Below are 17,245 nucleotides of genomic sequence, written 5' to 3'. Positions count from 1 at the left end.
CCCCAGCCACAGCCTTGCACTTTGCCCGAGTTGTAACCAATGGTGGTCCCAGGTGGCGAATGTGACTCGCGATCATTTTCCTGCCGGAGCATAATGGAGCCGGCTGAGGGCAGTGAGAAAGGGAATATCGGGCCGTGCCGGATTTCGTGCTGCAGGCAAACATCTCCCATTATAAGGAGATGCTGGCTAAGGAAACCGATCCAGAGAAGATCGCGATGCTGCGGAAGCTGTTGGCCGAGGAAGAAGCCAAACTCGCCGCTTGGCAGGCCAGTAACCGAAAGCCGCCGCGAAAATGACGCCGAGGCTTTGATAACGATCAAATCCGGTGCCGGAATCGCCGATTATTTTGCTGCGATGACGTGGATGAAGATCGAAACCGCCCCGTTTAACCGCGACATCGAGGTGGCCGTCATCGAAGCGGATGGGGAAATCTATGCCGTTGTTTTTCCTTGCCGCCGTGTCGCAGCTGGCTGGATCAAGGCAGCCAGCGATAATCCCGTCGAAATTCATCCGACCCATTGGCGGGAGTGGGAGGTATCAAGGTAGCGAAAACCGGCAGACGCCATGAAGAAAGCCGGGCGTTAAGTCAATCAAACCGCCAGGCTTCAAAGCCGGCTTGCCTGCAACCTTCTGCGCAGGTGCCCACAGAAGCCTTCCACATGCGTGAGCACGAGCTCGAAATTGACCAACAGGCGGTCGGCCTGCGTGCGACTGACGGAGCCTTCGACAAAACCGTCTCGCAATCGCCTTTGCCGGGTTACGCGATTCCGGCATATCGCGGCCTTGCCCTCCGCAAATTCGAGCTGCTCCAGGTCACGGCTCAGCTTGTCTTCCTCTTCGATCAGGAGCTTGGTGACCATAGACCTTTTTCCAGGCGGGATATCGTCCTCGCCGAGCAGGTCGAGGTAATGATCGATGTTGGCGCGCGCAATGTAATTGTCCATCGTTACACTCCCTCTCTCCTGCGGGCCGATCGCAGAAGAGGACGCGAAGCTTTCAGGACTGCCGTGCAAACCGGTTGTCAGTACGTCAACAGAGCCAACAGAATTGAAGGATAACCGCGGTAGCATATCACGCAAATGACCGCTTTGCGAGAATCTTGATCTCGATCAAATTCCCCGGCGAAAAGCCGCGAGGCGGCGCAAGAGCTGAATTACGGACCCGCGCCGTTCGTATCGGCAACTTTCTGGAAAGCCGCCCGGTCGAGTATCCTGATGTGACGAAGGTCGCGTGAGGAGATGATCTTCCTCGAGGTCAGCGTGCGAAGCGCGCGGCTAAGCGAAGCCGGCGTCAGCCCCAGATAGGCGGCGATGCTGGAACGACCCACGGGCAGATGGATTTCGGCAGCCGGCTCGCCTCTTGCGATCTGGAGGCGTTCAAGCAGTTCGAGAAACATGGCAAGCCGTGTTGCGGCATGCTTGCGGGCCAGCAGCAACGCATGATGCTGCGCCTCGCGGAGCCCCTCGCAGAGCTTGATGATGAGGTCGATATCCAGATCGGCGTGCTGCTCGAGGATCCGGCGCAGCGCCGACAGGGGAATCTTGTAGGCGACCACCGCGGTCGCGGCCTTGGCGGAATTCGTGTAGCAGCCCTGCTCGGAGAGGCCGAAAATATCGCCCTGGTAGACAAACGAGCTGACGTGATCGCCATCGGCAAGCCTGCGGTAGGCCGTCACGACGCCGCTGATGATGTTGAAAGCCGCCTCCGCGGCATCGCCCTCCTGATAGATCGTTTCACCCTTTTTGAAGCGCACGATCGACGAGATTTTTGCCAGCAGGGCGCGCTCGTCGTCGCTGAGCAGTTGATGGCGGGCTTTCGGGATGCCGCGCACCCACGGGTCCACGGCATAGATGGCTGGTCCTGCTATCGGCGTCGCTGGCATGGGGTCACGATCCGCATCTCTTCATCGATGGGATAGCCCATGGGCGCGCGCAGAACTTGATCGCGATCAAATTGCGGCCCAATTCGGCGGTGGCGGAATCCCCCTCACCCACCTCTCGCCGCCGACAGACAATGCGGCGCGCAATCGTCGAACTCACTCTACGACAAGAGGGTGGTTGTTTGCCAGGAATGGGCGGCAAGCGTTAACTTCCACCGTCCTCAACCTGGCCGGCCGTCGCTTCGTCATGCTGCGGGCTGTCATAGTGTCCCGGCCGGAATATCTCACCAGGATCGCCTTGTTGCAGCATTTTGAGAATCAGATTGCGATGAGCCACGTGTTCGGCTTGCGTGCGCCGATAGGTCGCCAGCAACGCCACAGCTTCGCTGGTGTCGTGCCCTGCACGGTCCAGTTCGGAAATCATCTGCTCCTCGCGCGCGATGTGGCGCTCACCTTGCGCCACCGTCCGCTCCGCAAGAGCAAGGTGCTGCAACTCGGTCTTCCGGTCCATCGGCTCGGCTCGCCAAAGATTTCCTGTCCCCTTCCCTAATCTCCCGCCGCGCCCGATCCTTGATCTGGCGCAAGGCGGGACAAAAAACTTAGTCTACTAATTTTCCGCATGGCCGAGTGGCGACCGATAGCAACTGCACCCTTTGCATCTGATCTGGAGCTGTCGGTCATTACCGACGACGATATCCATGCGCTGGTTTTTCCCTGCCGGCGCGCCCTCTACGGCTGGATCAATTCAAAAACCGGCGCTGCGGTCGATATCCATCCGAGCCATTGGCGCGAGTGGAACGACCGCGGCAGCCTGCCCGGCGACCGCCTTCAGCCTACCACCTGATCCGTGACGTCCTCGACGTGGTGCAGCAGAAACACCAGCTTGCCTTGCGCGTCATGGATTGGCGCGTTGATCGGCTGCCAGTGCCGTTCGACGAACTTCCCGGCGGCATCGCGGATATCGTAGCGCTGGACGGCCATGGCGTGCGGCCGGCCGGTCGTCGCCACCGTCCTCAACGAGCTGTAGAGATTGTTGACCCCGTCCGCGCGCGCATCGTCCGGATTGTCCGGAAACACGTCGAACAGCGACTTTCCAAGGATCGCACCGCGCTCGGTGAAGGTTGCCGTCAGATAGGCGGCGTTGACGTCAGCGATCCGAAGGCCCGGTCCCGGGTCAAGCAGCAGGTAGGGGTGCGGAGAATGCTCGAAATGCGGCAGGAATTCGTCCCGGACCGCCGCGGCGTCCACCGGCTGTCTCCTCTGCTGCGGAATCGGCGTGGCATCGGCGCCGATCTCTTCCGCATCCAGCAGCGCCAGTTCGCGGTTATAGGAGGCCAGCAGCCGTTCGAGCGCCGTCCTCTTGGCAGGATCGCTCGCTTCGACAAGCAGCCTGCGGAAATTCGCGATATTCTGTTCGCAGATGAATCTCTTCATGAGCTCCGGCCGCAGGATCAGTAAGCTATACCGCAATCCCACCCCGGACGCGTCTTTGAAATGTGGGACGCTTTCAGGAGGAAGTCAAAGCCGGGTTCCCTTCGTGAGGACCCGCCCCCTGCCAAGGCGGTCCGGCGGAGGAAAACTTGAGCGCGATCAAGTTTCGGCGGCCGGCAGCGCGCCTTCCGCCTCAGGAATACTCCACCAGCAACGCGCAACCCTGGCAACACTCCCGTTGCGCGGCGGTCTTGGGACAACGATAGCGAATGGAATGGACGGGGCTCGGCAGAAATTCGCGCCTTGGCACGCGGGGAGCATCTCGCCGGACACCAGCCGGCCGGCCCGGCCTGGTGCCGTCCGGGCGACGATGAGCAGGGGACGCCGGCAATGTTGCACCGACCGCCTCCAACATGCTCGCGTAGCCTGAAACCAGTTTATTCCACTCCTCCGCCTCCTCGAGCCAGAAGGCCTCATATTCACCTTCAAAATGCGCGCGCTGGCGACAGAAGGCGGCCATCGCCCGGCAATAGGTACCCATATTCACGATACCGTCCCCCACTGGCGAGCGGCCAAGGTCATTGACCGCTCCGATTGGTTCGTTCGGTCTCCGCCTCGTCCTCCAGTCGCAAGATATATTGGCGCACGTGCCTGAAGCGGTCCTCCGTTGCATCGCTGAACAGAGGGTCGCGGTGGCTGTCGACGGCCGAGGCAATATCGTCCCAATCTTCCGGCTTGAGCCGCTTGCGCGCCGCCGGGAAAAATTCGCCGTCCTCCATCGCCATGTGTCGCCGCTCATGCGCAATGAACCGGCGAACAACGGTGTCGACGCTCTCTCGAAGCACTTCCTCATCCGAGAGCACGAGGTCGATCGCTTCGGCAACCCTGCGCAGGCAGTCCGAGCCCTGGCGATGTTCGCGGTCGAGATTGCCGATCCGCTTCGCGGCGGCCGGGTCGCGGATCATGAGCTTGGCAAATACCAGATCCTCCTGAGGATGGTGGTATATCGCCGTGTAGACCTCGAAATAGCTGATGATTGAGCGAATGACTTCATAGTCGGGCTGTTCGCCGGCGTCGAATACCTCGATTTCCCGTTCGAGAACGGCAAGCAGCTTGCGGATGTTGCGATGCTCCTGGGACAGCCGTTCGATGATCATCCGCTCACCCGGTGACACGAGAGAAAAATTAAGGATACGTTGGCGAAGCGGCCGGCATTTGCGCCAGATCAAACGCCGCAGCCTGGCGCATGATGGCCGGTCGGCCGCTTCCGCAGCTGCCGCTAACGCGATTTAAAGACTTTTCGCTGACTGATTGTCAGATTCGAAACGGCAGCGCGCCGAAATGCGTTCGAGCGGCGGACGGCGAATCCGGCGCGGCCGTTTGTTGTCGATGCAACCGAATGAGATCCCTTCGCCGGAGGGTACGATGCTTTTTGTAGCTGGAGCGCTCGCCGTCCTGTCCGGCCTTTTTTACGCGGCCGGCAATAACGACATCGGCTCGCTGGGCACGACGATGTGCCAGTATGGCGATACGTTCTGCGACCATCCCTCTTATGTGTTCGTGGGCGCGGTGCTCGCAGCACTCTGGGGCACGTTCGTCAGCATCCGCTAGGTCAGCCGCCGCCAGCCGCTCTCCTCCGGACCTGCGGCCGTGAAGCTAACATTTGTTTGGGTTGTCGCCCGGCCGGTTTGCTAGGTTGTCTCTCGGGGACCCAGGCCAATGCAGGACATGAAGACACATCTGGAAAAGCTGCGCGCGGACGCCGCCGAGTGCGCGCTGATCCGGGATCTTGCGACCGATCCCGCCAAACGGGAATTGTTCACACGGCTGGCCGAGCATCTCGCCATCCTTGCCGGCGAGGTCGAAGCCGCCCTGGCGGCCAGTATGGACGGGAAAAAAAGCGCTTGAGTTTGAGGGCTTTCCGTCAAGATCAGGTCGGTTTGGAACGGCTCCCCTCGGCTCACCGTTGTTCCTCCACGGCGCAGCGAGCGCTAACCCGATTGAATGGCGAGTATCGGAGTTTCGAGTGCCCAGCGATGCGATCCGCGCAGCGCTTCTCAGGCGGCTGCAAACCTATGCGGCAATTTCCGAAGAGGATACCCGCGACATCCTCGCCTTGCCGGTCACGGTGAAAAAATACCCCGCGGAAGCAGCGGTTATCAGCGACGGGCAGAGGTCCACCGAATGCTGCCTCGTCGTCGACGGCTTCTGCGTCCGCTCCAAGACCATCGCCGACGGCAAGCGGCAGATCCTTTCGATCCACATTCCCGGCGAGATCCCCGATCTCATGAGCCTGTTCCTGCATGTGATGGACCACGATCTTTCCACCCTGACACCCTGCACGCTCGGCTTCATCAGCCATGACGCCCTGACGAGGCTGCATCATCGCCGTCCCAACGTGGCCGAAATATTCTGGCGTGACACCCTGATCGATGCGGCGATGTTCCGCGAATGGATCGTCAATGTCGGCCAGCGGCCGGGGCCGGCCCGGCTCGCCCACGTCATGGCCGAGTTGCGCGCGCGCCTCAAGGTCATCGGACGCGTGGACGGCAACAGCTTCGAGATGCCGCTTACCCAGGAGCAGATCGGCGAAGCGCTGGGGATTACCGCGGTGCACGTCAACCGCGTGGCCAAGCAGTTGCGCGAAGACGGCATCGTCGAGCTTCAACGCGGGCGCGCCAGCGTGCTCGATGAAGCAAAATTTCGGGAACTGTCGGACTTCGACAGCCGTTACCTGCATCAATCGCCAACCAGTTGACCACCCATGCCGCGCTTTCATTTCGATATCAGCGAGGACGATCATTTCACCCGGGACGACGACGGGCGGGAATTCGAGGACGTCAACGCCGCGCGCAGGGAAGCGGTCGAAACCGGAGCTTCCATCGCCCGCGACTCCTTCATCGCAGGCAAGGTAGAGCACGTCGTCATCAATGTCCGCGAGGAAGATGCGCCGCTCCTGAAGATCTCGATTACGCTGGAAGTGGAGGACACGGCTCACGCTACCTGCTAGCGGAGTGGATTTGACCTTCGCTGCCGCAAACTCGAAAGCTGAATTTCAGGAAGATGGCGAAAGGTGCAGATAACGCCCGTCGAACTGGGCCAGTTCCTGCAACTTGGTCTCGTTGAGAATCCTCACCATGCCGCGCTGGAGCTCGACCACGCCCTCGATGCGGAGCTGGCGAAGAATGCGGTTGGTGTGAACGCTCGTCACGCCCAGCGCCTCGCCCAGCTGTTCCTGCGTCAGCGGCATGGCGAAGGTGTTGCCGGTGACGCGGCCGGTCAGGTGAAGGCGCTCGCGCAGTTCGACGATCAGGTGCGCCAGGCGGTTGTGAGCGGCACGCTGCCCGACATTGACGATCCACTCCCGAACCACCGCCGCATCCACCAGCGTGTCGCGCCAGAAGATATCCCCGACCGTTGGCCGGCTGCGGATCAAATCCCTGATCGCAGCGTGCGCAATGAACACCAGCGTGCAGTCGGACAGTGCGACCAGGTCGTGATCCATGGCGGGCAAGTGCAGGCCTTGCAGATCCGGAAGATCACCCGGAAGGTGGATCGACAAAATCTGCCGCCTGCCGTCGGCGATGGTCTTGGACCGGACGCAGAAGCCGTCCGCGATCAGACAGCACTCGCTGGTGCGGTCGCCGTCTCGCAGGATTGTCTGGTTCTCGCGATACTGACGAAGCGTGGTGGGCAGCGAAGTGAGGGCAAGGAGATCGTCGCGTCCGGCGTCGGTCGTCGTTTGGAGGCGCCGAAACAGCGGCGCCATGATTGCTTCGACAGTCACTTCGTTGAGCCCCCTGCGCGTCTTTTCGCGCGCGTGGGCCCAAAAAGCACAACCGGGGCGCCGCTGTTCCTAACAAAAGTTAAGCAGGGGCGTGAAAACGCGTGGTTTTTTGCTGGAGGCGCGGTCCTCCGTTCCTGAGTAACTCAGCGCTTTGCTTCAGTGGAAGCCTCGCGCCGGAATGACGTCACCGAATAGCTGCCAGATGTTCCTGCGCGGCCTGGTTGCGGGAACGAAAGTAAATCAGGTTAATTGCACCGAGAGATCACAAACACTTAAATGGAATTAAGACTGCAACGATGTCCCGCTACTTCTTTCGCATCAGCAACGGCAGGCCCCATGAAGACGATGTCGGCGAGGAGCTTCGCGATGAACGGGAAGCATGGCTGTCGGCGAAGCGGCTGGTCCGCGACATCGAGGATTCGCTGGAGCCGGACGGCAAATGGGTGGTCGAAGTCAGGGACGCGGCAGGCCCGCTTTATCTGATCAGCATCGACGGGCGCAAGTTGCGCTGATCCCAGACGCGGAGGTTCGGCATCTTCGGCTATCGCTTCGCGCGGCCGGATGCCTGCACCCGCCCGAATGACCCGCTTAGGCGGCCCGACACGAAGCTCACTGCGCTATTTGTGCGCGGGGTAGGCCGGCTCGACCTGCTTCGGCAGCGACGGATCCGGCTGCACTGCATCCCGCGGGTTGGTTGGCACGACCGCAGCGCCGGCGTCCTGCGCCGACTGCTCCGTCGTCTGGTGGTGAGTGGCCAGCTGCGCAGTATGGACATGCGGGTGCGCCCACGGGCCGTGGTCCACGACCAGCATCGCCAGGATTCCGAAAATCGCGACCGCCAGAGCGACCCAGACCGGCCGCACGCCCTCATGCCTCGCATGATCCGAGACCATTCGAACACCTCGCCTGACGTTTCCCTTTTTGATGCGGACTTCTGAACCGCAACACCACGAATTAAATGGCACGCGGCGGCGAAGGTTCCGCGGCCGAGGGTTGCGGCAGGCGGGATGCAACCATCATTTCTGCTTTTCGCACCCGCAAAATTGCCGCTCGGCAACGGCGGCGCAATCCCGACGAAGGGCCGCAAGGAGATGGCACGAGACAAAGTGCACGCCCAGCGAGGCGGCATTAATCCCCGGACGGCGGTTGATGGTGGGTTCGCTGACGTGCCTCGAGCCAATCAGCAATGACCTTGTACTCGCGCTCCATTTTTTCGAGTTCTTCTCTGGTCTCTTTGTGCCCGGTGATGGCAGCCTGGAGATGGCACTCGCGCTCCAACGCGCGGTATTTGCGATGAGGCATCGTTCTTCCCCAACAGGAGGGAACGCATGTGTTAACCGGCATTTCAAAACCTGGAAACAAACCAGGATAATCGGCGGCGATTTTCCGCGGCCCTTTGGCGCTGTTTGCGAAGAACTATCGTGGTTTCGGCCGATGAATGTGCCGGCCACAGGAACTCGCGTGAGAGCTCGCTTCGCTCGCGAATTATCGCTGTTCGATGCGCGTTCGTTTCCGCATGCCGCTCAATGCGGGGCCGGCGCCGCAAGCATCGGCGAAACGGCTTTCTTGTCGGCCAGATCGATGATGTCCGCGGGACTGACCGTGTCCCACTTTACCGACGCCGAATGGGGCCGGTAAAACTTCACCATGACGGCCTGGACTTCGCGCTCGCTGCCGCGTTTGTCGTGGACCGTGAGCAATCCTGTCAACTGAACGCTCCTGAGCTTTGGGAATTTATCCAGTGCCGCGGGAACGACTGTCCGCACGATCGCGCCGAACTCTTCCTTCAAGTCGCTGTGCGTCGCCACGAAGGGATCAAGCCTGATCTCGACCACCAGACATTCATCGGGAACTGTGACGATCGTCCAGGGATGCAAGCCCGGCTCGGTAATGACGCTTCTGGCGAACATCGCCGGGGTTTCTGCCGCCATGGCCGGGCTCGAGAGCAACAGCACCAGGATCAGAGCAATGACGGCATTCATTTCAATCCCCAAGCGTCAATCCCCAAGCGTCAATTCCCAAGCGCTTTCCGCGCAGATCCAGACAATCTGCATGACCGAGACCCGACTTTCTCCGAGGAGAGGCCGCCTGCCGCAAAGACATACCCGCAAGCTAACAGAGGCGGCATTCCCCACGCAAATCGGAGGATGACCGTTTTGGTCGGAGAATGGAAGTGACGACAACTAGCGGCTAAGGAGCCTAAGCGCTTTGTCCGGCAATCGAGGCCCAGTAGTTCGGATTTTTTGGCGTCTGGATGCGCAACCATCGATAGGGCGTGCGCGACCAGGGCTTGATCTGGTCGGTCAGATTGTCGAGCACCAGGTCGCCGCCGCTGGTACGGACAACCGTAACAAGATGATGCTCGCCCGAGGCGGTCACGACCTCGCTCAACAAGACATTGCGAGCGGGCCACCCCCTGAAGATCAATTGATGACGCTTCGTGACGGCGTAATCGTTGCAATCGCCGCGAACCGGGCTAAGCAACCATTTTTCGCCCGCGAGGCCGTATTCATTTCGCTCCGCATGAATCGATGAATTGACGGCGCGATTGATGCGCTCGAGTTCTGACCGGCGTATGTTGTTCAATTCGATCCGGGCGCCGCCGAGCGAGAAAGGCTGCGGTTTGCAGTCAGTGGGATATTTCAGGCAGAACAGCGTGAATGCCATCGGAGCCAGGGTCGGCTCGTCGAACCTGATGAACTGAATGCCGGGCTGCCGCCCGTTGGCGACGCTTGCGAGGTCTGCGGCCGCGCCATTCCGGAGATCACTGCGCAGCGGCGGCTGCATAGGCAGGAAGCGGGATTCAAAACTGGCGGATTGAACGTCTTGCTCCTCGCCGCCGGCGCTCGCCAGGCCGGCGGTCATGCCATGCCAGAGGCCTTTCGTCGGCAGCGGTTGCGCACCTGGGAGGAGACGGTATTCCGCGTAGCGGAGGTCGCTGCCCCCGGGAGGACTGGAGAGAACAGTCAGCGACGAAAGGCACATCAGCGCCGCGCCCGCGCACATGGTTGCGAGGCCCGTGACGACGAGCGGAAAGATCACCAGGATTCTGAAGCTTCCCCTGCCAGTGACCGGGATTCGTAAGCCAACCATTGGAAATGTCCCATGGCCCGAATTCTCGCCCCACGATTCTAAGAATGGCTTAAATTCCGGCTTTTTCAGGCCGGTTTTTCTGCGTGCTGGATGCTGCGATGGAGCACGAACTTCGGAAAGTGGCACTAGATCGCGTTGGTTGGCGTCGGACGGTCGGTAATCTGCTGGCCAAACAGGCTGCCGATCAATTCCACCACATGGCGAGCCGTGCGGCCGCGTTCGTCGAGGAACGGATTGAGCTCGACGATATCGAGCGAATGCACGATGCCTGAATCGTGCAAGAGCTCCATGATCAGGTGCGCCTCGCGGTAGGTCGCGCCGCCCGGCACCGTGGTGCCGACACCGGGCGCAATCTCCGGATCGAGGAAATCGACGTCGAAGCTCAGGTGCAGCACGCCGTTCGCCGCCCTCACCTTGTCGATGACGCGGCGGATCAGGACGCTGACGCCGAACTCGTCGATCTTGCGCATGTCGGCGACGCTGACGCCGCGCAGCTTCACCAGCTCCTTTTCCAGCCTGTCGATCGAGCGCGTGCCGAACAGTTCCAGCCGGCTTGGCGCGATCGAGGCGCGCGGCTCTTCGCCAAGCAGGCCGTCGAGTCCCTCCTCGCCGCAGAGAAACGCGGCCGACATGCCGTGCATGTTGCCGGTGATCGTGGTCGCGGGTGTGTTGTAATCGGCATGCGCGTCGAGCCACATCACGAAGAGCTCGCGCCCGGTCTCGCGGCAGTGGCGTGCCACGCCATTGATCGATCCCATCGAGAGCGAATGATCGCCACCGAGAAAGATCGGGATGGCCCCGGTGCGCGACATTTCGTAGGCGCGTGCACTGATGGCACCCATCCAGCGCTGGATTTCACGATAGTGCCTGGCGTTGTCCGGCGGGCTGTCCTTGAGCGCGGCGACGCCGGCGACCGAGAGGTTGCCGTGGTCCTCGACTGCAAAGCCGAGGCTCTCGAGCAGGGTCAGAAGGCCCGCGGTACGCAGCGCATCGGGGCCCATCAGCGTGCCCATTTGCGACGCCCCGATCTCGATCGGCGCACCGAGAACGGCAATTTCCTTCGGGGATTCGCGATCAATCATGGCCGTCTCCAGCAACGTTGATTAACATTTGTTAGCTTAGCCGCGTGCCTTCGATTCTGATATTCGGATAAACATGCAAAAACGCGGCGCCGAAAGTTCCATCGATTCCGGCTGCGGATAAGGCCTCAACAAACCGTTCCGTAACTTGATCTTTCTAAAACACGGCGGATAACTACGGCTGCTTCGGACAACGATAAAAACACTGCCTTTTTGGAACTTGGAAACAATGGACGAGCACCGGATTGCGCCCCGACACCGCGTACTCAAGGGTGCGCGCATTCAGTTCGGAGGCGGCTCGATCGACTGCACGGTGCGCAACATCTCCGAAACGGGTGCGGCGCTGGACGTGCAAAGTCCGCTCGGAATCCCGACCGAATTCACGCTCGTGACAGAAACCGATAGCCGGCCCTGCCGTGTCGTCTGGCGCAAGGAAAAGCGCATCGGCATCATCTTCGAGAAGCAGGAAGACGGCGGCTGAAGGAATCGGCGTCTTCCGGCAGCCGCCGGATGCTCGCGAATCAGCGATAGTGTGCGCCTCACATCCATTCCGAGGCGCAGCGAAGAGCCCGTGACCCAGCCGCAAGCCGAAACATCCGCGCGATCCGCCTGGCGCCCGCGCCTCGCGCAGGAGGCGCGGCTTGCCGAACTCGATGCGCTGTTGGGGCAAGGCGGCCAGGACGAGGCGCATTTGCCGATCGAGATCGAGCGTGCGGCGCTGCTCGGCGCGCTCGATCGAAAGCGCGAGGCGCAAGCCGCTTTCATCGATATCCTGCGCCGGCATCCCACCCATTTCAGTGCGCTCAACGAATTCGGCACATGGCTCGCCGCCGGGGGCGCCATCGACGCCGCCTGCCGCGTCTATGCCGAAGCGATCCTGCACCACCCCGCCAATCCGATAGCGCGCGTGAATCTCGGCAATCTCCTGCTCCGCGCCAACCGCCATGCCGAAGCACGCGTCCATTATGAGGCCGCACTGAACGCCGATCCGGATCTTGCCGCCGCCCATCAGGGCCTGGGCGCGGTGCTCGCAGACGAAGGCGACCGTGACGGCGCCCGCGAGCATTTCAGACGCGGCTTTCAGGGACACGCGATCTCAACGCTGCCCTATCGCGGCGAGGGTCCGCCGATCCCGCTGTTGCAACTCGTGTCCTCGGGCGGCGGCAATATCCCGACCGCGCCGTTTCTCGATGACAGCGTGTTTTTGACCACCGTGGTCGTCACCGACCATCTCGATGCCGACGCGCCGCTGCCGCCGCATGTGCTGATCTTCAACGCGATCGGCGATGCGGACCTGTGCCAGCCGGCGCTGCAGGCCGCGATCCGGCTCACCGCCTCCAGTCGTGCCCCCGTTATCAACGATCCCAACGCGGTGATGAAGACGGGACGACGCGACAATGCCGCAGAGTTCGCCGGCTTGCCGGGCGTGATCACGCCAAAGGTCGAGGCCGTGCCGCGATCCACCCTTGCAAGCGCCGAGGGCGCGGCCTGGCTTGCCGGTCACGGCTTCGCCTTTCCGGTGCTGCTGCGTTCGCCCGGTTATCATACCGGGCGCAATTTCGTGCAGGTGGCGCAGGCGGTCGATCTTGCTGCCGCGGCGACGAGCCTGCCGGGCAACGAACTGCTCGCGATCCAATATCTCGATGCCCGCGGCCAAGACGGCAACGCGCGCAAATACCGTGTGATGATGATCGGCGGAAAGCTGTTTCCGCTGCATCTGGCGATTTCGCGAAACTGGAAGGTGCACTATTTCACCTCCGACATGGCCGACGAGCCGGATCATCGCGCTGAGGAAATGGCGTTCCTGCAAAACCCGCGCGGCGTGCTCGGCGAGACGGCCTTTGCGGCGCTGGCGGCGATCTGCGAGCGGCTTGCCCTCGATTATGCCGGCATCGATTTCGGATTGAACGCGGCAGGCGAGCTGCTGCTGTTCGAGGCCAATGCCACCATGGTGATCGCCGCCCCTCCCGACAACGACCCGCGCTGGGCCTACCGGCGCGGGGCCATCTCGGCCGCCATGGAGGCGGTGGTCGCGATGATCAGGCAGAAGGCCGGCGTGCCGTCCGCCTGGTCGACCGGCTTCAAACCGATCGCCGCGTCGGTGCGACAAATGGCCTGAAACCTGCAAGGATGTCGGCCGCAGGAAGTCGCATCCGACGAATGTTGCATGGCAAAAAATCGCAGATTTCAGAAATTTAATTCTCCTTGGCGCGGCTCCGGGCGCCGTGTTGCCGCGTTTAACCACTACATTATCAAGCAAGAACACACGTCGGGGATGGAAACATGAAACGCGCATTTGCGGTACTGGCCTGCGTCTGCCTCCTGTCGGGCGGCCTGTACGCCGCCGCCAGCAAATGGGCCATTCGCCACGAGACACTCAACCTGTTCGATGCGACGCGGCAGCGGCCGGTCTCGGTCGATCTCGCCGTGCGTCGCGACTATGAGAGGAAGGCCGACGAGGGCTACTGGAAGCTGCCCGTCGCCATCATCAGTAACGGCAATACGGTCAAGAACACCGAATACTCGTTCCTGGAAAACGTGTTTGCCGCGCGCGGCTATCTGGTCGCCAGCATCGAGCAGGATCTGCCGAGCGACCCGCCGCTCATGACCAGGGTCGGCCTGCCCTATGTCGGCCGCATCGGCGTCTACGAGCGCAGCGAGGCCAACATTCTGTTCGTGCTCCGGCAGCTGAAGAAAATCCAGCCCAACGCCGACTACACTCACCTGACGATGGTCGGGCACTCCAATGGCGGCGACGTCGCGATGTTCTTTGCGAAAGAACATCCTCAGCTGGTCTCCAGGATCATCACGCTGGACAATTTACGCGTCCCCTTCGTCTTGAACCACAAGATGAAGATCCTCTCATTCCGCTCGAGCGATCCGCAGTTCAAGACCGATCCGGGCGTTCTGCCGACGCCCGAGGAGGCGAAGCTTGACGGCATCGACATCGTCAAGACGCCGTACCAGCACACCTGGCTGAGCGATCGCGGGCCGGAGGAAGCGAAAGAGAAGATCCAGGCGACGCTCAACCAGTTTCTCGGCGACACCACGACCTCTGATCTATCGCCGGTCGCGACAGACAACCCGCTGATCGCCAAGCTGGGGCCCGCGCCCTATCCATAAGGCAGATTGGCCGCGATCGGGAGTTTCAGCTGTCTCCGTCCCCCCCCCCGAAAGGGGGGACCATCGCCGACTTGACCTGCGAGAGGGCGATAAAGCTGGCGGAGAACCTGCTGCGCCTTCGCCAACTGCTGCAATTGCTTTTGGCTTTCCGCCAGCACCTTGAAGCTTCGGACCAGGTATTCGAGGCAGATGCGCGTACCCGGATCCGCAGTGTTTTCCGCGACCGCCCGATAGAAATCAGCCTGCTCCAGATAACGCTCGATGCTGGCCATGTCAGAGCCTACTGCCAAGCCCGAGCTTGATCGCTAACCTATGTGATGAGGGTGCTGCGATGTCTCTCCCCCCGCAAGGCGCCGGGAGAGAGAACGACTGCATCGCAGCATCGGCGCTTCGGTGGGTTGCGTGCCTCACGTCTTATTGGATTCCCAGCGGCCGGTATATTTGAACTCGGGCGCGGACTTCAGCTGATCGGCGTTGGCATTCATGGACGCGTGCCATTTCTTCTCCTGGTCGTTGTAGGAGATCTTCACCGACTGCGGATTGATCGCGACATAGCGCTCCCCCATGCCGAGGAAGCCGCCGACCGAGACGATATAGGCCTGAGAGCGGCCATTCGGACCCAGCGCGATGTCCTTGATCTGGCCGATATCCTTGTTGTCATTGTTGTAGATGTCGAGGCCGATCACCTTCGAGCTCAATTCATCGGCCTTCGGAACGGAAACGAAGGTCCCGGACGATCCATTGCTTCCTGTGGTGGAAGGCTGGCTGCCGCTGGTATTGCTGCTGCCGACGTCGGTCACTTCCGTCAAGGAGTCGGCACCGATCACCATCATCACCGGATTGCCGTCGTTATCGCGCGCGCGAACCGTGAACGAGGTCGGCGCCACCTTGATGTCCTTGTAGCCCGCCTTCTCGAGCGCGCTACGCAGGTTCGCGCGAATGTGTTGCGGCTGGCTGCTGCTGTTTGTGGATTGGTTCTGGGTTGTATTCGGCTGTGGTGATGGATTCGCATTTTGGGCCATGGCGGCCGGACCCAATGCCAGAATCGCGGCGCTCGCAAGAAGAACAGAACGCATGTTGAGAAACTCCTTGAATTGGTTGTTTTCCCCGTCGGAGCATCAACTCAGGGGACTGCGGGGTGTTTCATGAATTTTGGATCATCATTTTCCGGGAAGGTTCGGCAGACGTGCGCCGGCGCGACCGATCCATGACGCGCGCCGTGGCAGTGAACAATCTGGATGGCTGATGGGCGGGGTTCCCTGGCCGGAATTCAACGAGGACGGCAAGCCGAACAGAACCAGGTTCTCGAAATGCCGCCATCCGTCATTCATCTGCAGGCGACACGCGTTACGGCGTTGCCAGACACAAAGGAAGGGCGAGCGGCTAAAGCAACGGAGAGGTGATGATGTTGGACATTCCCCAACCAACGCCTGCTTGTACGCGCGATTTCAAACCACTGCGGAGACGACCTGCATTGAATGTACCGCGCGAATGAACGCGTCCTGATTGAACCGCAGGAACGACAGTTAAAACTGCTCACCTGTTGCTGCACTGATTGCTCCGCGACCGAGAGCTTCCTGAAGGCAAATTGATTTCAGGTCCAGGCCGGGTTTCGAGCAGGTTTTGGAAAATACGAGGCCGCGCCCCGCGTCTTCTCGCCGTTCAGCCTTTCGTTTCCTGCCGCCCCGGCGCAATGCGGACAGCCGAAGCCTTCGCTAAACCTTCGGCTTCACGGTGTCCCTTGCCGCCGACATCACCTCTCCGGTGATTTGCCGCATATGCTCGCCGGCATTGGTGAACTGGCTGCGCAGGAATTCCGACTGGATCTGCATCGCTTGCTGAAGATCGGTGGCATGCACGAGCTTGCGGGCATGTTCGAACGCTGCCTTCATGTTCTGCTGGGTGAAGGCAAGCGCCTGCTTCGACATTTCCGTCCCCGGCGTCGAGATCGTGGAGACGGATTTGTTGGCGGCGTCAAAAAACAGCCCGAACGCCCGTTCGGCCTGGTCGATGGTCTTTTCAGCCAGATCCCTCAGCTCGGCCGGCACTTCCAGTTTCGGTTCGGACATCGGCACTATCCCTCTGGTTTGTGAGTGCGGATTTAGCACAGTTCCGGCCTGGAGGCGACAACAGCGCTCCATGCAGCCTTGGCGCACTTCCCTCGGCCGTTACAATAGCTCCAACTCTAATCAGCCAGCCGCTGCAAGGTTCGATCGCGTCCGGCATTCGCGTTGAATGCTGATTTTTCGATTGCGCAAAAGCTGAATGGCTTCAAAGCCAAAGAGGCCGCTCTCGATCCGGCCTCTTCGCCTCGAACGATGTTCGCGCAATTCATAAATCCCGTGGCTGAAGCGCGGGCCTTCGATCGGCCGCGTGTCTCCGGCGCCTCGCAAGACGCCAGGCGCTTTTCAGCTCAACCGTCAGCGCGGGCCGAAGCGGCCGTTCATGCCGCCAGGCAGCGGCGCCGGATCGGTAGCCAGTTGCTCGACCCAGGCAAGCACCTCCGAGCGCTGCGCGGGAGAAAGCTTGATGAAGGCCTTCCATAGCCTCAAACCCTGCACGGTCTCGCTCGACGGATAACCGAGCGTGGCGCTGAGTTCCGAAACAGATGTGCGACTTTTCATCTCGCGCCTTTTAGCGGTGAGGTGGGCGATGAGAGCCAACGAGGGCTGCGCCCGGGTGGAAAGTATGCCAAGGAACAACCGCGCGGGCAAGGCTGTCGGGATGTCAACGCCGCAATTGAACAGTGAATGCAATAAATCATGTCTGCCGCTGCGCTGCTTTTCACCTTGAGAAACAATCCAGCGGGGCAGACTCGAAACGAACACAAGCAATTCGATCAAGAATGTTTCA

The 17,245-nt window shown here is 61.0% G+C and carries 26 protein-coding genes; 11 read left to right on the top strand and 15 right to left on the bottom strand.

All coding sequences use genetic code 11. From position 1 onward, the window contains the following. The first annotated feature begins 134 nt into the window (after window positions 1-134). Window positions 135-296: a hypothetical protein gene (locus NEZ08_RS11420; protein WP_298106890.1), complete on the top strand. Its 162-nt coding sequence runs from the start codon at window positions 135-137 to the stop codon at window positions 294-296. A 67-nt stretch (window positions 297-363) separates the two neighbouring features. Then, entirely contained in the window at window positions 364-546 is a 183-nt protein-coding gene (locus NEZ08_RS11415; protein ID WP_367278408.1) for a hypothetical protein, read from the top strand. Between the two features lie 59 nt (window positions 547-605). On the opposite strand, the gene NEZ08_RS11410 is transcribed toward NEZ08_RS11415, so the two are convergent. From NEZ08_RS11410 to NEZ08_RS11400, 3 genes are all read right to left on the bottom strand, one after another. Continuing rightward, window positions 606-944: a hypothetical protein gene (locus NEZ08_RS11410; RefSeq protein WP_298106886.1), complete on the bottom strand. Its 339-nt coding sequence runs from the start codon at window positions 942-944 to the stop codon at window positions 606-608. Between the two features lie 209 nt (window positions 945-1,153). Then, complete coding sequence (locus tag NEZ08_RS11405; RefSeq protein ID WP_298106884.1) at window positions 1,154-1,882, bottom strand: Crp/Fnr family transcriptional regulator; 729 nt, start codon at window positions 1,880-1,882, stop codon at window positions 1,154-1,156. 202 nt (window positions 1,883-2,084) lie between these two features. Further along, complete coding sequence (locus NEZ08_RS11400) at window positions 2,085-2,390, bottom strand: hypothetical protein (protein ID WP_298106882.1); 306 nt, start codon at window positions 2,388-2,390, stop codon at window positions 2,085-2,087. A 108-nt stretch (window positions 2,391-2,498) separates the two neighbouring features. Between NEZ08_RS11400 and NEZ08_RS11395 the strand changes: the two genes are divergently transcribed. Beyond that, window positions 2,499-2,723: a hypothetical protein gene (locus NEZ08_RS11395; protein ID WP_298106880.1), complete on the top strand. Its 225-nt coding sequence runs from the start codon at window positions 2,499-2,501 to the stop codon at window positions 2,721-2,723. Here the strand turns inward: NEZ08_RS11395 and NEZ08_RS11390 are convergent. Together NEZ08_RS11390 and NEZ08_RS11385 are read right to left on the bottom strand one after the other, a co-directional pair. Then, entirely contained in the window at window positions 2,708-3,313 is a 606-nt protein-coding gene (locus NEZ08_RS11390; protein ID WP_298106878.1) for a PAS domain-containing protein, read from the bottom strand. The two genes, NEZ08_RS11395 and NEZ08_RS11390, sit on opposite strands and share 16 nt — an antisense overlap. Window positions 3,314-3,888: 575 nt before the next feature. Beyond that, window positions 3,889-4,467, bottom strand: a complete 579-nt coding sequence (locus tag NEZ08_RS11385) for a hemerythrin domain-containing protein (protein ID WP_298106876.1) — start codon at window positions 4,465-4,467, stop codon at window positions 3,889-3,891. A 268-nt stretch (window positions 4,468-4,735) separates the two neighbouring features. Between NEZ08_RS11385 and NEZ08_RS11380 the strand changes: the two genes are divergently transcribed. The 4 genes from NEZ08_RS11380 to NEZ08_RS11365 all read left to right on the top strand — a co-directional run bounded on the left by NEZ08_RS11380 (window position 4,736) and on the right by NEZ08_RS11365 (window position 6,320). Continuing rightward, entirely contained in the window at window positions 4,736-4,921 is a 186-nt protein-coding gene (locus tag NEZ08_RS11380; protein WP_298106874.1) for a hypothetical protein, read from the top strand. 108 nt (window positions 4,922-5,029) lie between these two features. After that, the gene (locus NEZ08_RS11375; protein ID WP_298106872.1) at window positions 5,030-5,218 is read left to right on the top strand and encodes a hypothetical protein; all 189 of its coding nucleotides are present in this window, start codon (window positions 5,030-5,032) and stop codon (window positions 5,216-5,218) included. A 118-nt stretch (window positions 5,219-5,336) separates the two neighbouring features. After that, window positions 5,337-6,068 (top strand): Crp/Fnr family transcriptional regulator, encoded by a 732-nt coding sequence (locus NEZ08_RS11370; protein ID WP_298106871.1) that lies wholly within the window; start codon window positions 5,337-5,339, stop codon window positions 6,066-6,068. A 6-nt stretch (window positions 6,069-6,074) separates the two neighbouring features. Further along, window positions 6,075-6,320: a hypothetical protein gene (locus tag NEZ08_RS11365; RefSeq protein ID WP_298106869.1), complete on the top strand. Its 246-nt coding sequence runs from the start codon at window positions 6,075-6,077 to the stop codon at window positions 6,318-6,320. A 45-nt stretch (window positions 6,321-6,365) separates the two neighbouring features. Here the strand turns inward: NEZ08_RS11365 and NEZ08_RS11360 are convergent, their stop codons facing one another. Further along, on the bottom strand, window positions 6,366-7,097 hold the full coding sequence (locus tag NEZ08_RS11360) for a Crp/Fnr family transcriptional regulator (protein ID WP_298106868.1): 732 nt from the start codon (window positions 7,095-7,097) through the stop codon (window positions 6,366-6,368). A 296-nt stretch (window positions 7,098-7,393) separates the two neighbouring features. Here NEZ08_RS11360 and NEZ08_RS11355 point away from each other — a divergent pair, with 296 nt between their 5' ends. After that, window positions 7,394-7,609, top strand: coding sequence for a hypothetical protein (locus NEZ08_RS11355; protein WP_298106866.1), 216 nt, complete (start codon window positions 7,394-7,396; stop codon window positions 7,607-7,609). 105 nt (window positions 7,610-7,714) lie between these two features. Here NEZ08_RS11355 and NEZ08_RS11350 read toward each other — a convergent pair whose 3' ends face one another. The 5 genes from NEZ08_RS11350 to rocF all read right to left on the bottom strand — a co-directional run bounded on the left by NEZ08_RS11350 (window position 7,715) and on the right by rocF (window position 11,272). Continuing rightward, entirely contained in the window at window positions 7,715-7,990 is a 276-nt protein-coding gene (locus tag NEZ08_RS11350; protein WP_298106864.1) for a hypothetical protein, read from the bottom strand. Window positions 7,991-8,225: 235 nt separating this feature from the next. Continuing rightward, entirely contained in the window at window positions 8,226-8,399 is a 174-nt protein-coding gene (locus NEZ08_RS11345; protein ID WP_298106862.1) for a hypothetical protein, read from the bottom strand. Between the two features lie 221 nt (window positions 8,400-8,620). Continuing rightward, complete coding sequence (locus NEZ08_RS11340) at window positions 8,621-9,079, bottom strand: hypothetical protein (RefSeq protein ID WP_298106860.1); 459 nt, start codon at window positions 9,077-9,079, stop codon at window positions 8,621-8,623. Window positions 9,080-9,296: 217 nt separating this feature from the next. Further along, a complete protein-coding gene (locus tag NEZ08_RS11335; protein WP_298106858.1) occupies window positions 9,297-10,190 on the bottom strand; it encodes a transglutaminase-like cysteine peptidase in 894 nt (297 codons plus the stop codon). 125 nt (window positions 10,191-10,315) lie between these two features. Further along, window positions 10,316-11,272, bottom strand: a complete 957-nt coding sequence (rocF, locus tag NEZ08_RS11330; RefSeq protein WP_298106857.1) for an arginase — start codon at window positions 11,270-11,272, stop codon at window positions 10,316-10,318. Between the two features lie 226 nt (window positions 11,273-11,498). Here rocF and NEZ08_RS11325 point away from each other — a divergent pair, with 226 nt between their 5' ends. The 3 genes from NEZ08_RS11325 to NEZ08_RS11315 all read left to right on the top strand — a co-directional run bounded on the left by NEZ08_RS11325 (window position 11,499) and on the right by NEZ08_RS11315 (window position 14,392). Next, window positions 11,499-11,750: a PilZ domain-containing protein gene (locus NEZ08_RS11325; protein WP_298106855.1), complete on the top strand. Its 252-nt coding sequence runs from the start codon at window positions 11,499-11,501 to the stop codon at window positions 11,748-11,750. A 90-nt stretch (window positions 11,751-11,840) separates the two neighbouring features. Beyond that, entirely contained in the window at window positions 11,841-13,388 is a 1,548-nt protein-coding gene (locus tag NEZ08_RS11320; RefSeq protein ID WP_298106853.1) for a tetratricopeptide repeat protein, read from the top strand. 164 nt (window positions 13,389-13,552) lie between these two features. After that, a complete protein-coding gene (locus NEZ08_RS11315) occupies window positions 13,553-14,392 on the top strand; it encodes an alpha/beta fold hydrolase (protein WP_298106852.1) in 840 nt (279 codons plus the stop codon). Here NEZ08_RS11315 and NEZ08_RS11310 read toward each other — a convergent pair. The 4 genes from NEZ08_RS11310 to NEZ08_RS25780 all read right to left on the bottom strand — a co-directional run bounded on the left by NEZ08_RS11310 (window position 14,383) and on the right by NEZ08_RS25780 (window position 17,235). After that, entirely contained in the window at window positions 14,383-14,664 is a 282-nt protein-coding gene (locus NEZ08_RS11310) for a hypothetical protein (protein WP_298106850.1), read from the bottom strand. The genes NEZ08_RS11315 and NEZ08_RS11310 overlap by 10 nt on opposite strands. Window positions 14,665-14,799: 135 nt before the next feature. Beyond that, window positions 14,800-15,468, bottom strand: a complete 669-nt coding sequence (locus NEZ08_RS11305) for a PRC-barrel domain-containing protein (RefSeq protein WP_298106848.1) — start codon at window positions 15,466-15,468, stop codon at window positions 14,800-14,802. 639 nt (window positions 15,469-16,107) lie between these two features. Further along, window positions 16,108-16,461 (bottom strand): phasin, encoded by a 354-nt coding sequence (locus NEZ08_RS11300; RefSeq protein ID WP_298106846.1) that lies wholly within the window; start codon window positions 16,459-16,461, stop codon window positions 16,108-16,110. Window positions 16,462-16,812: 351 nt separating this feature from the next. After that, window positions 16,813-17,235 (bottom strand): hypothetical protein, encoded by a 423-nt coding sequence (locus tag NEZ08_RS25780; protein WP_367278407.1) that lies wholly within the window; start codon window positions 17,233-17,235, stop codon window positions 16,813-16,815. Window positions 17,236-17,245 lie beyond the last annotated feature (10 nt).

The organism is Bradyrhizobium sp. (assembly GCF_027451485.1).
In the GTDB taxonomy this organism is placed as follows: Bacteria; Pseudomonadota; Alphaproteobacteria; order Rhizobiales; family Xanthobacteraceae; genus Bradyrhizobium.
This window is presented reverse-complemented; position numbering and strand designations above follow the sequence as displayed.

Coding starts and splice junctions, on each gene's coding strand:
- NEZ08_RS11415 (WP_367278408.1), top strand. CDS start 364: ATGAAGATCGAAACCGCCCCGTTTAACCGCGACATCGAGGTGGCCGTC.
- NEZ08_RS11410 (WP_298106886.1), bottom strand. CDS start 944: ATGGACAATTACATTGCGCGCGCCAACATCGATCATTACCTCGACCTG.
- NEZ08_RS11405 (WP_298106884.1), bottom strand. CDS start 1,882: ATGCCAGCGACGCCGATAGCAGGACCAGCCATCTATGCCGTGGACCCG.
- NEZ08_RS11400 (WP_298106882.1), bottom strand. CDS start 2,390: ATGGACCGGAAGACCGAGTTGCAGCACCTTGCTCTTGCGGAGCGGACG.
- NEZ08_RS11395 (WP_298106880.1), top strand. CDS start 2,499: ATGGCCGAGTGGCGACCGATAGCAACTGCACCCTTTGCATCTGATCTG.
- NEZ08_RS11390 (WP_298106878.1), bottom strand. CDS start 3,313: ATGAAGAGATTCATCTGCGAACAGAATATCGCGAATTTCCGCAGGCTG.
- NEZ08_RS11385 (WP_298106876.1), bottom strand. CDS start 4,467: ATGATCATCGAACGGCTGTCCCAGGAGCATCGCAACATCCGCAAGCTG.
- NEZ08_RS11380 (WP_298106874.1), top strand. CDS start 4,736: ATGCTTTTTGTAGCTGGAGCGCTCGCCGTCCTGTCCGGCCTTTTTTAC.
- NEZ08_RS11375 (WP_298106872.1), top strand. CDS start 5,030: ATGCAGGACATGAAGACACATCTGGAAAAGCTGCGCGCGGACGCCGCC.
- NEZ08_RS11365 (WP_298106869.1), top strand. CDS start 6,075: ATGCCGCGCTTTCATTTCGATATCAGCGAGGACGATCATTTCACCCGG.
- NEZ08_RS11355 (WP_298106866.1), top strand. CDS start 7,394: ATGTCCCGCTACTTCTTTCGCATCAGCAACGGCAGGCCCCATGAAGAC.
- NEZ08_RS11350 (WP_298106864.1), bottom strand. CDS start 7,990: ATGGTCTCGGATCATGCGAGGCATGAGGGCGTGCGGCCGGTCTGGGTC.
- NEZ08_RS11345 (WP_298106862.1), bottom strand. CDS start 8,399: ATGCCTCATCGCAAATACCGCGCGTTGGAGCGCGAGTGCCATCTCCAG.
- NEZ08_RS11340 (WP_298106860.1), bottom strand. CDS start 9,079: ATGAATGCCGTCATTGCTCTGATCCTGGTGCTGTTGCTCTCGAGCCCG.
- NEZ08_RS11335 (WP_298106858.1), bottom strand. CDS start 10,190: ATGGTTGGCTTACGAATCCCGGTCACTGGCAGGGGAAGCTTCAGAATC.
- rocF (WP_298106857.1), bottom strand. CDS start 11,272: ATGATTGATCGCGAATCCCCGAAGGAAATTGCCGTTCTCGGTGCGCCG.
- NEZ08_RS11325 (WP_298106855.1), top strand. CDS start 11,499: ATGGACGAGCACCGGATTGCGCCCCGACACCGCGTACTCAAGGGTGCG.
- NEZ08_RS11315 (WP_298106852.1), top strand. CDS start 13,553: ATGAAACGCGCATTTGCGGTACTGGCCTGCGTCTGCCTCCTGTCGGGC.
- NEZ08_RS11310 (WP_298106850.1), bottom strand. CDS start 14,664: ATGGCCAGCATCGAGCGTTATCTGGAGCAGGCTGATTTCTATCGGGCG.
- NEZ08_RS11305 (WP_298106848.1), bottom strand. CDS start 15,468: ATGCGTTCTGTTCTTCTTGCGAGCGCCGCGATTCTGGCATTGGGTCCG.
- NEZ08_RS11300 (WP_298106846.1), bottom strand. CDS start 16,461: ATGTCCGAACCGAAACTGGAAGTGCCGGCCGAGCTGAGGGATCTGGCT.